This window comes from Candidatus Nitronauta litoralis (genome assembly GCA_015698285.1).
In the GTDB taxonomy this organism is placed as follows: domain Bacteria; phylum Nitrospinota; class Nitrospinia; order Nitrospinales; family Nitrospinaceae; genus Nitronauta; species Nitronauta litoralis.
This window is the reverse complement of the sequence record CP048685.1, coordinates 427,064-439,954: the sequence shown is the minus strand read 5'-3', so window position 1 is coordinate 439,954 and position 12,891 is coordinate 427,064. Positions and strand designations below refer to the sequence as shown.

Sequence of the window (12,891 nt, the reverse complement as noted above, 5' to 3'; positions counted from 1 at the left end):
GGAAATAATGGTTGGCTTGCAAAGCGTACTGTCGGATTATTTATCTTCATGATGATATTTCCATTTAGCGATGAATTAATACATTGAATTTCCTTATAATAATTGGCATAAGGAAAAAAAGAGATTGAAAAAAATTAGAAATACTGTAAATTAAACGACTTATTCCCTTAATAGTTTTACAGTAAATCTTTATGGATAACTCAAAAAATAAAAAGTTGCTGTTAGGGCAGCGATTAAAGCTTTGGCGAAAAGAGCATTCCTTAAAAGGTAACAAACTAGCCAAAGATATTGGGATCTCTCCCGGCAGCTTGTCTGAAATTGAGAATGGTAATTGCCTGCCTTCAGCAGAAACTCTGTCCAAGTTGCATGAATTCACTAATTTGGATGTTCTTTGGTTGCTGACTGGAAAAGGGGATATGAATAAAGGGCAGGCGGAAATTATCCGGACTGGGGAATATGAAAACCTGGACCAGGCTCAATTTGGAATTGATCCTAAAATTTTACATGATGAAAAGCTTAAAGGGTTGGTTGAGAAACTGGTAAAAATATACACCAGTGCTTCGCCAGTCCAAAAAGCCAATATATTGGGTTATCTTTCCGGGGTGGACCACCAGAACTAGTTTAGATTGTCCTTCTTTATTTTTTTCAAATCCAGACCTAAAGATGTCGCGCACCCCGGGCAAATGCAATGGGATGTATCATCAATTGTCTTTTGGCGGATAAAGATTTCTATATTCACCCATTTCTTCTGGTTGGGGTCATATATTTTTTTGCACCACGGGCACATTTCAATGTCTAAGGCGGGTTTTACAATTTGGTTGATTAATTCGCAAAGATTGTTGTTGAGCTGATTTTGCTCAACGATTTCCATTTTTTCTTCTTCCTTCTTTTTTAATACCAGGGCACCTCCGATCAGTTCTTTGTCTTCATTTATCAGAGGCTGTAAAATCACTGAAGCCCCATTTACCTCCTTTCCAAAAGCCTTAATATTCATCCAACCAAAATACAACATGTTTCTTTTTCTTAGATTTTGCTGGACATCTAAATTGACGTCATTTCCTAATGGGTTGGATATCTCAATTATGCTTTCCAGAGGCGAACCCAGGAACTTTTCCGGTGAGACCTCAAAAAGGTTTTCAATAGATTTGGTAGCGATCTGAATTACCCCTTCCGGATCACAAGCCAGAAGGGGGCAGTTTGCGCTATTAAGAATTTTTAATATCCAACCGTAATCCTTGTCTTTTTTGTCCTCACTTTTGAAATTGTGCAACGCTAATTCAATTGTGGTTTTTAAATCCTGATCCTTGAAGGGTTTTGTGAGGTATCCGCTCGGTTCGGTCAATTTTGCTCTTCCCAGAGTTTTATTGTCTGAGTAGGCACTTAAATAAATAATCGGGACCTTATGCTTGTTTTTTATTTTTTCTGAAGTGGAGATTCCATCCAGTTTCCCATCAAGCATAATATCCATTAATATGAGGTCAGGGGTATCCTCGGATAAGTGGTTTAGGGCCTTTTCTCCAGACCCCACCGTATCACTGACTTTGTAGCCGAGGTTTTCCAAAGACCTTTTTAGATGCAGGGAGACAAGTGTTTCATCCTCAACTATCAGGATTTTGGTTTCAGTAGTTTCCATGGTTGGTAGAATCCTTATTAAATTCGATTGAAATTTGGGTTTTGCCTTTATTGCTCAAGGAAACGTTTCCACCTAACTTCTCTTTAGTTAAAGACTTTACAATATCTAATCCTAAAGAAGAAACATTTTCGATGTCAAATCCTTCGGGAAACCCGATGCCATTATCGGTAACGCTTAATATCACTGTTTTTTCGTTTTCACAATAGCCGCAAATTTCGATTTCTCCCTTTGTTTTTCCCGGGAAGCCATGCTTGTAGGCATTGGAAACAAGCTCGTTCACAATTAATCCGCATGCCAGAGTCCTGTCCATATCGAGATGAAATCTGCCGCATTTAACCTCCAAACCAACCTCTTTACTGTTTTTAAATAAAGCATTTCCCAATTCATTGGAAAATTCGTTCAAATAATCTCTCATGTCGATTTCTTTTAGGTTGGAAGATTCGATAACCTTTTCGTGTACCAGAGCCATGGAGCGTACACGGTTTCCAAACTCTTCAAACTTTTCAGCACAACACCTGTCTTCCATTTCCTGGGTTTGGAGCCAAATTAAACTGGACAAAATCTGCATATTATTTTTTGCGCGATGTTGAACCTCTTTAAGTAATATTTCCTTTTCATTCAGAGAATGCCCAAGCTTGTTCTGGATTACTTTTTTTTCCTCAATTTCATTAACCAGCAATTCATTCGTTTTTTGCAGGTTTTCGGTTCTTTCTTTAACCATATCTTCTAAATGGTTTTTATAATCCAGCAACTCCTCATCCCTTTTCTCCAGCTCTGATAGCATTGAATTAAATGCAGAAAATAAGGTTCCAATCTCTCCCCGGGTCTTTGATTTCACTCTTAAGGAAAAATCAGGATTTTGGGAAATTTCTCTGGCTGTGCTCGCCAGGGATAAAATTGGAGTGGATATTATCTTGTGAGTCTTTATGGCAAAAAACACAACCAAACCAACGATTCCCCAAAAAGTAATAGCCACAAAAATCAGATAATTCTTAACAATATTCTGGTATTCATTTAACTCTCCGTATAAGACAAGACGTCCGATCACTTTTCCCTTCAATGAAACTGGAGTATCGAAATTGAAAAAACCCGGACCAAAAATTGAATAATTATCATTTTGTTTGATTTTGAATTTTTCAGAATCAAGACTCCCAAACTCCTGGAAGATTTCTCCGGCGGAGTTATATAAAGCCGCATAATGAATTTGTTTTTCTTCTTTTAATGAAGAAAGAATTTTTTCAGCGGCTTCTTTGTCTTCGAAAAACAAAGCGGCTCGGCTTGAATGACCGATAATGGATGCCATATTCGACAGATTATTAAGATAGATGCTCTTGAAAAGGCTTAAATCCTTGTACACAAAAACGAAGCAAACGATTAGAAGGGAGAATACAGAACTCACCACAATTAATAATATGATTTTCCATTTTATTGAAAGTGAGTTGAAGAACTTCATTATTCCAGAACCCTGTAGGCCAAACCTAACAATTCTGAAGAAACTTTGAGGTTTTTGGCTCTTAAAGATTTGCGGTTTATTTCAAATCGAACGCGATTTTCTGCAATGAGAAAGTTAATCCCGACGCCTTTTTCAAGGTTGCCAGAGGTGTCCCCGATAACCAGTACAGGTTTTCCTCTTACCATTGAAACCACTCTTTCAATTATCTGTCCCTTTTGGCCCGATATAAATAAAATATGACATTTCCCATAGTTTGAGTAGTTTTTTAAGTCATAAAAATTAAATGGAACCAGATTAGCGGTATTTTTTTCAAGGGCCTTCCAGATATTTCTATAAGGGTCATCTGATGGGACACAAAGATTCATCGGGCTGCTTTCAATTGGCCAATTGATGAAGGCAGGAAATTTTAGAATAAAACTGGCCTTAATAATATATTCTCTCCTTTGGGTTTCATTTCCCAAGCTGTACCGGGTGAAAACCCAAAGGTCCGCAATAAAAAATATTAAAATAATGAGTAACGTTTTGTTTAATATCACGTCAATTACTAATTGAAAAATTTCTAATATTAAAAATTTACTGTCGCTTTAAAGTAATAACTTCTTTCTGTTTGAGTAGCTCTTTCCAAAAGTTCGTTTAATTCAAAATGTTTTTCATCAGCAATGTTCTGCCCCACCAATGAGAGTTCCAGTTCTTTTATTGGCCTCCAGCCTAACCTCAGGTCGAGCCTGTGATAGGAAGGAATTCTCCTTATCGAATTGTTGGAAGTGAAATAATATAAAATATCAAAATCAAGGTTTTTAAGCAGGTTGATGTAGGCCCTTGCAGACAATACGTGGTTGGGGTCGCCCTCGGCATCCAAATCGCCTTCACTACTAAAGTCCTGAGGAATAAACGTGTTGAATTTGGTAGGTTTCAAATCTACATCAAGATAAGAATAACTTCCGGCAAGTTTTAATTGAGGCAAGATCTGCCATTGGCTGGCTAATTCAACACCGTAGGCTTTTCCCTCGAGGGAATTTTCATTTTTTGCAGTAATTTGCAAGTGGGAAGGGAAGGGCATAAACCGGAATGATGGAGGCAACTGAGTGAACTCAATAATATCGTCGTAGTCAAAATAAAAACCTGAAATGTCAAAGTAGAATTTGGAATTCAATTTAAACCTGTAACCGGCTTCATAGGCCAGTAAACTTTCTGCGTTCAGGTTTCCCTGGTTTTCTTCCCTGAGCAACAGAGGCAGGGGCAATCCTCCTCCTGGAGGAACTAAGGCTCGGTTAATCATGGCCGCCTCTTCCGAGATGGTTGGAATACGAACGGCTCTCGACACTGCCGCCCATACAGAATGTTGTTCGGTGAATCGTATGTTTGTCCTTATATTGGGTTGAATTTCCCAGCCTGAAAACTGATTGTGCTCAAACTTAGAGCCGACAATAATGTTCCAAAAATCCGAAATCAGTGATATTTCATCGTGGACAAAAAAACCATAGAGGTGTGTCAGGTTATTGGGAAAGTCCACAATATTGGTGCTGGTGAAATTGAAATTTGAAAGGCGATAGTTTGCTCCCCAGGAAACCCGGTGTCTATCCTGGAATTTAAAGTCATGCTGGAATTCAAAATCAAACTGATCGACTACATTATCGAATGGAACCGAGGATTCCCTTTCAAGCCGATCATAATAAACTTGAGCTTTTAACTTTGATTCATCTGTAAAGGTTTTACTGAATCTGGATAAGAAATTTCCCCCTTTTTGCGTGGTGATTCCTTGAAAAGGGATGGAGCCTTGTTGAAGAGAAACAAAACGGCTTAAAAAATCCAGTCCTGCATCTGCGTTGTAAATATCCCCCTGGAAGGTGAGATCAGTATCATCATCAACTTCCCAATCTGCGCGAAATCCCCCCTGGGCTATTTCTTTATCATCAATACCGTCTGTGCCATTTAGGTTTTCCCCCCCATCGCGTGATCGGTATTTTCCGTAGACCCTGAAATCCAATCCTTCACTAATGGAACCCCCGTATCTAAGAGAAGAAAAACCTCTCTCCTCATTCCCTATCCCGCCTGACACGAGAGCTCCCTTAGTGTCATGAGAAGATTTGGTTTTTATATTAATTACACCGGCAACAGCGTTGGAACCCCATAAAGAAGCACCCGGACCTCGAATTACCTCAATACGATCAATGTCCTCTAAAAGAGTGTCTTGCCCCAGCCAGAAAACTCCCGCAGCAGATGGGCTGTACAATGTCCTTCCGTCCATAAGAACCAGAAGTTTGTCTGAGCCTAAACGCCTATTGAAGCCCCTGATGGAAATTGCATAACGATTTTGATTGATCTTTGAGACTTGAACACCAGGAACAATTCTCAGGGCTTCCATTATATTGACTGCACCACTTCTCCTTATGTCTTCCTGAGTGACTACAAATACGGCAGAGGCAGTTTCATCAATTTTTTGCGGTTTTTTGCTTACCGAGGTGACCACGACGTCCATTTGGAGTAATTCCTGGATCCCCATGTTCAAAATTCTTTTTTCCTCTTCAGATAAATTCTGGAAGTTTTCTTCGGCGATTAAGAACTTTGTAGTGCAAAATACGCAAAGGAAAGTAAGAAAGAGTGAGAGGAGTGCAAATTCAAACAGTGCTTTAGGAAAACTTTTGGTTGAAAACCGAAATTTCCCAAGCCAATATTTAAATATCCGAATTAAATATTTTAGCATAGCAAATTTTTTTCCTTCGGAGGCGAATGTAGCTACATTATTAACTTATTGAATTAATTGCAACTAAAAACTTATGGCTAAATCCGTGTTAAAATGGTAAAGATAAGTCGATATTATTTTTATTAACTTTGCTTAGGAGGAATTCATGAACTCGACTTTATTAGAAGATGCCATTGAAAAAGTGTCCCGGGACGAGGACTACAAAAATTCCATTTACAAGGATCCAGGAAAGCTTATGCAGGACTACCAGCTTTCTGAAGAATACCTGAATGGTTTTGAAAAGCATGGGGACGCTACACACGAAATTAAGGAAATTCGACCCACAGCCTATTGTTGTACTTGTATTGCACCCGCGTAAAATTTACAATCTAGGTAAATGAGGTTCTTAATTTTACCTTCCCTCTCAGTCCTTTTCAGGCAATGGAAGATACCGTACTTAATATTCTCGATAATTTAAAAGTACAGTTGCCAAGAATTCCCAAGTTGGCTGCTTGGGCTTCCGTTGTTGATGTGGGGGATTCTCGCCTGCAGTTCAGAGGAAATGATTTTATTTTTACGCTGGAAAATGAACTGTTTTTTAATGTATTCAAGAAAATCCACACCCAATTGGACGGGAATCACTCTTTGAATGATATTTTGGATTCAGGGAGTGATTCCTTTCGTCCCACTACAATTGAATTTTTATTAAAAACGCTGTATGCGAACGGACTCATTCACGAAAACAAGGATCCAGAAAAAACTCAGCAAGAAAACTGGGCTCCCTTTTCCTCTCAGATAAATTTTCTTTCACGTTTCACTAGTACCCCTCTGGCGGCATTCCAAAAAATTCGATCTGCAAAAATTGTAGTGACTGCTCAGCCTCAATTACAGAAGAATTTTAACGCTTGTTTGACAGGAATGGGGTTTAAAGAGGCACTTTTTTTTAATAGTTTCGAAGAACTAAAACCAAGTTCACCTGATTTTGAAGAAACGAATATCGATCTTTTAATTCCCGTTTCTGAAAAGCTGGACTTTAAACTTTTTTCCGACATCAATTCTTTTTGCCATGCCATGGGGATCAAGTTTTGTTGTATGGCGATCGAAAGTGATAAGGCGTTGTTAGGCCCCATGGTAATCCCTTTTCAAAGCCCCTGCATTGCCTGCTTGAAATCCAGGTATTTTGCCCACGAAAAGGCTCTCCCCCATTTAAACGATATAAAAAACTCAGAGGAACGAGAGATCAATATCGGGATATCTGAGAATATTGATCCCTTTGTATCCGTTATGGCAGGGGAAATGGTATTGGAAATTACTCGATATCTTACAGGTATCGCTCCACCAAAGACGATTGGCGGGGTTTATGAATATAGTGGGCTTTCTCCCATTCCCAAAAGGCATCAGATTTTCAAGGTTCCCGGCTGTATGGAGTGCTCCCACAAAACTCCCAAGACTGCTATTTGGGGATCATGAATCCCCTCGTCCAAAGAAGAGAAATTTTTTGTGAAACCCTTCCAAACCTGGAAGCCTGCGTCAAACGGGCTATGCAACTGGTTGGCCCAAAATACGGGGTAATCGAAAAATTTGAATTCGAGGATTTGGAGCCTGGGGAGCCGCCTGTATTTTTTGCCCGGACCTGTCCCTCAAAATACAATCCTTTAAATAATTCCTTATCAATAAACTACGGAGACGCGGTATCGACAAATCGCAACCGGGCCTTGATGAAATCGTTGGGAGAATGTATCGAACGCTATTCATCCGCCTTTATCGATAAGCAAAAACTAATAAAGGAAAGTTACAATGGGTTGAAGGATAACTATCCGGAAGCTGATCCGATTGATCTCGAGGATACGAAGTATTTTCTACCCGGCCAGTATGGTTCCCCGGGATTTCCATTCTCAGAACTCTCCCCAGATAGAAAAATTCATTGGGCTCAATGCTGCTCATTAAAAAATGGGAAACCTAAATGGGTTCCGGCACAATCAATATTTATTCCTTTTCCAAGTAAGGAATACGGGGATTTGCCTTTTTGTGACCAGATATCTACTGGAATGGCTTGTGGCCCGGATAGAATTTCTTCTATCTATAAAGGAATACTCGAGGTAATTGAGCGCGACGCTTTCATGGTGAACTGGCTTAATAGAATTTCTCCACCGGAAGTCGAAATTTCAACTATCAGAAACCCGTTGGCCAAAGAGTTGTTCGAAACTTTATCAGACCTTCCTGTTCATGCAAAAATGTATTCTCTGACATTGGACATAAATGCTTATGTTTTTCTGATGGTGCTGGAAAATAATTCCGGTGTGGCACCACATACCGTCATGGGGCTGGGGGCTGACCTGGACCCTGACAAGTCACTAATTCTGGCGCTTGAAGAATCACTTCTTACCTTTATTGGTATGGGGCGTTATGCGAGGGCGAAACCAGACTTTACTCCTGATCCCAACTATCAAAACATTACGACACCCACCTTACATGCTTTGTCCCATGCTTTATGCCCTGACCTGAAAGAGGGGTTAGAGTTTTTGAAATCACCTCCAAAAATATTAAAATTTGAGGAATTTAAACCCCTGGCCGATATGAGCGACCTTAATAGTGGCGTAAAATTTCTTGCCAATGAACTTGAAGATAGCGATCTGGAGCCCTTTTATTTTGATTTAACCACCGATGACATTAATCAGGCAGGTTTTAAGGTGGCTAGAGTGGTGATTCCGGGAATGCAGCCGCTTGACATCAATTATAACCAGAAGCACTTGGGGGTGAAAAGGCGCTGGGAGGTGCCCGAAAAACTTGGATTGGAATGCAATTTGGAAAAAGATGTTGAGGTGAATCCTTTTCCTCACGCTTTTCCATAATAAAGGGGAGCTAAAATGAACTCCAATGATCAAAACCTAGACCAGGATATATTTAGTACAGATATTTTTTCCATATCAGAATTGTTTCATGAAAACACTAAACTCCACCTGGATACGGGTTTTCTTCTTGCTCCCAAATCAGATTTTACCCGGTCCGAATTACGGAACATGGCAAAGGGCTATAAAAAATACCCTTACGCAAAAATAATAAGTCTGCCGGGCAAGGAAACCTGGCCCAACGGAATTAATGACTTTGACCAGGTAATAAAAGAAAGAAGATCGGTGAGGACTTTTGGTGAAAAGCCCGTTTCCTTGCCTGAATTATCTAAAATACTATTCCAAACCTTTGGGATTTCGGGAGAAATTCCCATTCCCGGCGGTGGTGCTCAGTATTTAAGAACTTCTCCCTCTGGAGGAGCGCTCTATCCTGCCGAAATTTACCTCGCTATTCGAAATGTGGAAGGTCTGGAAAAGGGATTGTATCATTACCAGGTTTCAAGCCATTCTTTAGAGGTTCTTGAATTATTAGATCCGACGGAAAAACTGAATGAGGCTTTATGCGGACAAGAGTATTGTGAGCAAGCATCCATTGTTTTTCTTATATCCGGATTTATAGCCCGTACCAAGTACAAATATGGAGAAAGAGGATACCGTTACGTCTTGCTGGATATAGGCCACCTGGGTCAAAATCTTTATTTATCATGTGCGGCCCTTAACTTTGGAATCATGACGACCTGTGGATTTTTTGATGACCTGGTGAATAAATTTCTTAAAATCGATGGTACCTCCGAAGCCATGATGTACGCCGCTTTTGTTGGTAAACAATAGAGGTTTTTTAGATGGACAAGTATCAGGATTCCTGGAAGCCGGTTGTCGAGAAACTGGGTCAAATAGATAAGAAAATTGAAGAACTGAAATTACAGGCAGAATACAGTCCGGATTTCCAGGAGGCAGAAGGTTTAAATGAATTTTCCCGGGTAATAAAAATATCTTTAGAAGAATTGCACCAGATAGCCCAGGGAATACCCTTTGAGGCACACCAGTTGAATTTGATTCTGGAAATTGCGGATAGCTACGAAAAGAAAATTGAGGCTAAAGAGATTCCGGGAAACCATTTACTGCAAGAATACAGACAGGAAAAATCGGGAAAGTTGTCGTTTTTTGAGGCCGTGAATTGCTCGGTAAACTTTTTACACAAGGCCATTTGCGATAGCCTTTAGTTTGCTTTGTGTATTCTAGAAGTTAAAAGCCGGCAAAGATCCTGGCTTCTTTCCCCTGATTAAAGTTTCTGTGTCTTTTCTTTTTTATCTAGACTATGTTGTTCTCCCGGTTGGTTTTTTCTACAGACGTTTATTTTAAACCTTTCAAATGAAAGAAGGGGGTCGCCATGGCAAACTTTGAACAGGCATATGAAATTACCATGGGGCATGAGGGGGGGTATGTGAATGATAGAGATGATGCGGGTGGGGAGACCTACAAAGGGGTTGCCCGAAAAATGAACAAGGGATGGGAGGGATGGAAAAGGTTGGATGAGCTAAAACAGGAAGGAGCAGCCTTTCCAAAAAACCTGGATGATGATGAGATCTTCCAGGAAGATATTCGCAGGTTTTATAAACAACGTTACTGGGATCCTTTTTGGGGTGATGATATCCCCAACCAGTCCATTGCCAGTGAAATGTTTGATACCGGAGTTAATATGGGAGTTGGACGCGCAGTAAAGTTCCTGCAAAAAAGCCTCAATCTGCTAAATCGAAACGGCGCCTTATACAGGGAGCTTGTGGTTGACGGGGCCTTTGGGGGAAACACCCTGGAAGCGCTCGAGACCTACCTGGAAAGGGACCATCCTAAGTACCTGTTCAAACTGATGAATATCCTGCAAGGACAACATTATATTAACTATATGACCAAAAGCCCTAAACAGGAAAAATACGCGCGAGGCTGGCTGAACAGGGTGGAGTTTATTAAATCACCGGCAAGCTAATCCAAAAACAATAATTCTCGATACATGGTCTAATTTTCTGGAGGATGCAATGAATAACTTTAACCCATATAACACCCGGTTCTGCAAAACCAACGCACTGGGTATGGCCCGGGCGGCAGAATTAGCGTATGAAGACAGGGAAATTGTGAAGGAAAAAGTCACCCAATGGGGTTTTGAAAAGTTTGAATTTTTTGATAGCAATGAAACCCAGGCCTTTATTGCAGGCAAGGAGGATATGATACTGGTCTCATTTCGGGGAACAGAGCCAAAGAAGGTTCAGGATTTATTCACCGACGCCCAACTTTTCAAGGCACCTGGCCCAGGTGGAAGGGTTCATTTTGGTTTTTTAAAGGCGGTTGAGCACGTTATGGAAGGCGTTCATTGGAAAATTAAAGAGTTCAAGGACTTTTTTATCCAGCGGCTCGGGGACGACCATTCCAAACTTCCCCCCGCCCTCTGGTTCACAGGGCATAGCCTGGGTGCCGCCCTGGCCACACTGGCTGTTGCCAAACTTAGAATTGACAAGGATCACCAGGAAGAACCCATTCACGGGCTATATACATTTGGCTCCCCTCGAGTGGGCAATCCCGACTTTGCAGACAAATTCAATTCCAATTTTAAAGACCATTCTTACCGGGTGGTGCACAACAATGATGTGGTTACCCGTGTGCCCCTGCGTGCGCACTCCTACCGTCATGTCGGTCAGTTCTGGTACCTGGACACAGACGGTGAACTTGCAAACGATCCCGGTTGGTGGTCTTTAAAGCTGGATCGGATAAAAGGGCGGATAGAGGATTTGGGTAAGATCGGTCCGGATGGATTAAAAGACCACAGCATGAAACATTACATTAATAAGCTGGAAGGACTCGTAGAAAAAAAATAGTATGGGTATTTAATTGCCGGCCAATGATAGATACCACTTGGCATCCCGGGGAAATAGCAAGTCGAGAATCATTCAGCCCGGTTTTCGTGCGAATGGCAAATTCTTTTCCCGAGCTTGCATTGGGTTATGATAAAACTATCCCGATTGAAATGGCGTTAATTTGGGTAATAACTTTTGATTCAACATCATTGACCGAGAATCAAATTTGTCCAGGACAATGAGAAAAATATTGTATGTTTCCGGCACACGAGCTGATTTCGGTTTGCTTTCGTCCACCTTAAAGCTGGCTCACCAGGATCCCGGTTTGGAGATATCTGTGTGTGTCACGGGCATGCATCTCGCCCCGGGTTACGGGAACACTGTGAATGAAATTGAAGAATCGGGCCTAAGGATTTGTGATCGCATTCCTGTTTTACTTGAAGACACCTCAGGGGCTTCCATGGCGCGGGCTCTGGCGGATGAACTGGCGGGTATGATTCCGGTATTTGAAAAGGAACGTCCTGACCTGGTGCTATTGCTGGGGGATCGCGGAGAGATGCTTGCAGGAGCGTTGGCTGCGATTCATCTCAATCTCCCTGTGGTTCATATACATGGTGGCGAAAGGTCAGGTACAGTCGATGAACCGGTTCGCCATGCGATTTCCAAACTGGCTCACTATCATTTTGCCGCCACGGAAAATTCCCAAAAACGACTGATTCAAATGGGAGAGGCGGAGGAAAATATTTTTATCACGGGTGCGCCCGGGTTGGATGGGTTGAAGTCGCTGGCTCAAAAGTCGCGGGAACAACTATGCTCAGAACTGAATTTTGATTCTAATGTCCCGCTCGCGCTTGTTCTGTTTCATCCTGTTTTGGCGGAAGAGGCGGCAGCAGGTGATCAGATAACCTGTCTGATGGATACTCTCCAGATGTGCAAGACTCAGAGCGTGGCCTTAATGCCAAATTCCGATGCAGGAGGAAATCGTATCCGAAGCGCTCTGGAGAAATATCGCGGGAAAGAGGGAGTGAATTTGCAGGTTCATTTGCCCCGAATCGACTTTGTGTCCCTCATGAAAAATGCCGACATCATGGTAGGGAACTCGAGTAGCGGCATTATTGAGGCTGCAACGTTTGGTACCCCGGTGGTCAATGTGGGGCAGCGCCAGCAGCACCGTGAACGCAATGCCAATGTTATAGATGTGCCGGTAGAGCCAACAGCAATTGCGAATGCGGTGAGGCAGGCTTTTACCAGGGGACGTTTTCCAGAAAAAAATATTTATGGAAATGGGGATGCGGGTACAAGGATAGTCGATCTGCTTAAAACCCTGCCCATAACACCGGAACTATTGAACAAAACAAATGCTTACTAGGCCAGATGATGGGTTTTCATGAGACTAATGAAATCGTGTTATGAGTTATGGCTCCGGT

Annotated in this window: 13 protein-coding genes; 9 read left to right on the top strand and 4 right to left on the bottom strand. The window is 41.5% G+C overall.

All coding sequences use genetic code 11. From position 1 onward, the window contains the following. The first annotated feature begins 191 nt into the window (after window positions 1-191). Window positions 192-620, top strand: a complete 429-nt coding sequence (locus tag G3M70_01960) for a helix-turn-helix transcriptional regulator (GenBank protein QPJ60718.1) — start codon at window positions 192-194, stop codon at window positions 618-620. Here the strand turns inward: G3M70_01960 and G3M70_01955 are convergent. The 4 genes from G3M70_01955 to G3M70_01940 form a co-directional block, all read right to left on the bottom strand. Beyond that, window positions 617-1,633, bottom strand: coding sequence for a response regulator (locus tag G3M70_01955; GenBank protein ID QPJ60717.1), 1,017 nt, complete (start codon window positions 1,631-1,633; stop codon window positions 617-619). The genes G3M70_01960 and G3M70_01955 overlap by 4 nt on opposite strands. Continuing rightward, window positions 1,620-2,936, bottom strand: a complete 1,317-nt coding sequence (locus G3M70_01950) for a HAMP domain-containing protein (GenBank protein ID QPJ60716.1) — start codon at window positions 2,934-2,936, stop codon at window positions 1,620-1,622. The genes G3M70_01955 and G3M70_01950 overlap by 14 nt, the downstream gene beginning before the upstream one ends. A 149-nt stretch (window positions 2,937-3,085) precedes the next feature. Beyond that, window positions 3,086-3,622 carry a YfiR family protein gene (locus G3M70_01945; GenBank protein QPJ60715.1) on the bottom strand — a complete coding sequence of 179 codons (537 nt, stop codon included), beginning with the start codon at window positions 3,620-3,622 and terminating at the stop codon, window positions 3,086-3,088. A gap of 29 nt (window positions 3,623-3,651) precedes the next feature. Then, window positions 3,652-5,565 (bottom strand): TonB-dependent receptor, encoded by a 1,914-nt coding sequence (locus tag G3M70_01940; protein QPJ60714.1) that lies wholly within the window; start codon window positions 5,563-5,565, stop codon window positions 3,652-3,654. Window positions 5,566-5,935: 370 nt separating this feature from the next. Here G3M70_01940 and G3M70_01935 point away from each other — a divergent pair, with 370 nt between their 5' ends. The 8 genes from G3M70_01935 to neuC all read left to right on the top strand — a co-directional run bounded on the left by G3M70_01935 (window position 5,936) and on the right by neuC (window position 12,833). After that, on the top strand, window positions 5,936-6,148 hold the full coding sequence (locus G3M70_01935; GenBank protein ID QPJ60713.1) for a hypothetical protein: 213 nt from the start codon (window positions 5,936-5,938) through the stop codon (window positions 6,146-6,148). A 62-nt stretch (window positions 6,149-6,210) separates the two neighbouring features. Beyond that, window positions 6,211-7,239 (top strand): hypothetical protein, encoded by a 1,029-nt coding sequence (locus G3M70_01930; GenBank protein QPJ60712.1) that lies wholly within the window; start codon window positions 6,211-6,213, stop codon window positions 7,237-7,239. Further along, window positions 7,236-8,621 (top strand): hypothetical protein, encoded by a 1,386-nt coding sequence (locus tag G3M70_01925; protein ID QPJ60711.1) that lies wholly within the window; start codon window positions 7,236-7,238, stop codon window positions 8,619-8,621. Before G3M70_01930 ends, G3M70_01925 begins: the two co-directional genes overlap by 4 nt. 15 nt (window positions 8,622-8,636) lie before the next feature. Then, on the top strand, window positions 8,637-9,449 hold the full coding sequence (locus G3M70_01920) for a SagB/ThcOx family dehydrogenase (protein ID QPJ60710.1): 813 nt from the start codon (window positions 8,637-8,639) through the stop codon (window positions 9,447-9,449). 11 nt (window positions 9,450-9,460) lie between these two features. Continuing rightward, window positions 9,461-9,841 (top strand): hypothetical protein, encoded by a 381-nt coding sequence (locus G3M70_01915; GenBank protein ID QPJ60709.1) that lies wholly within the window; start codon window positions 9,461-9,463, stop codon window positions 9,839-9,841. A 167-nt stretch (window positions 9,842-10,008) separates the two neighbouring features. Further along, window positions 10,009-10,602, top strand: coding sequence for a hypothetical protein (locus G3M70_01910; GenBank protein QPJ60708.1), 594 nt, complete (start codon window positions 10,009-10,011; stop codon window positions 10,600-10,602). A 49-nt stretch (window positions 10,603-10,651) separates the two neighbouring features. Next, window positions 10,652-11,485, top strand: coding sequence for a lipase family protein (locus G3M70_01905; protein ID QPJ60707.1), 834 nt, complete (start codon window positions 10,652-10,654; stop codon window positions 11,483-11,485). Between the two features lie 217 nt (window positions 11,486-11,702). After that, window positions 11,703-12,833, top strand: coding sequence for a UDP-N-acetylglucosamine 2-epimerase (hydrolyzing) (neuC, locus tag G3M70_01900; protein QPJ60706.1), 1,131 nt, complete (start codon window positions 11,703-11,705; stop codon window positions 12,831-12,833). Window positions 12,834-12,891 lie beyond the last annotated feature (58 nt).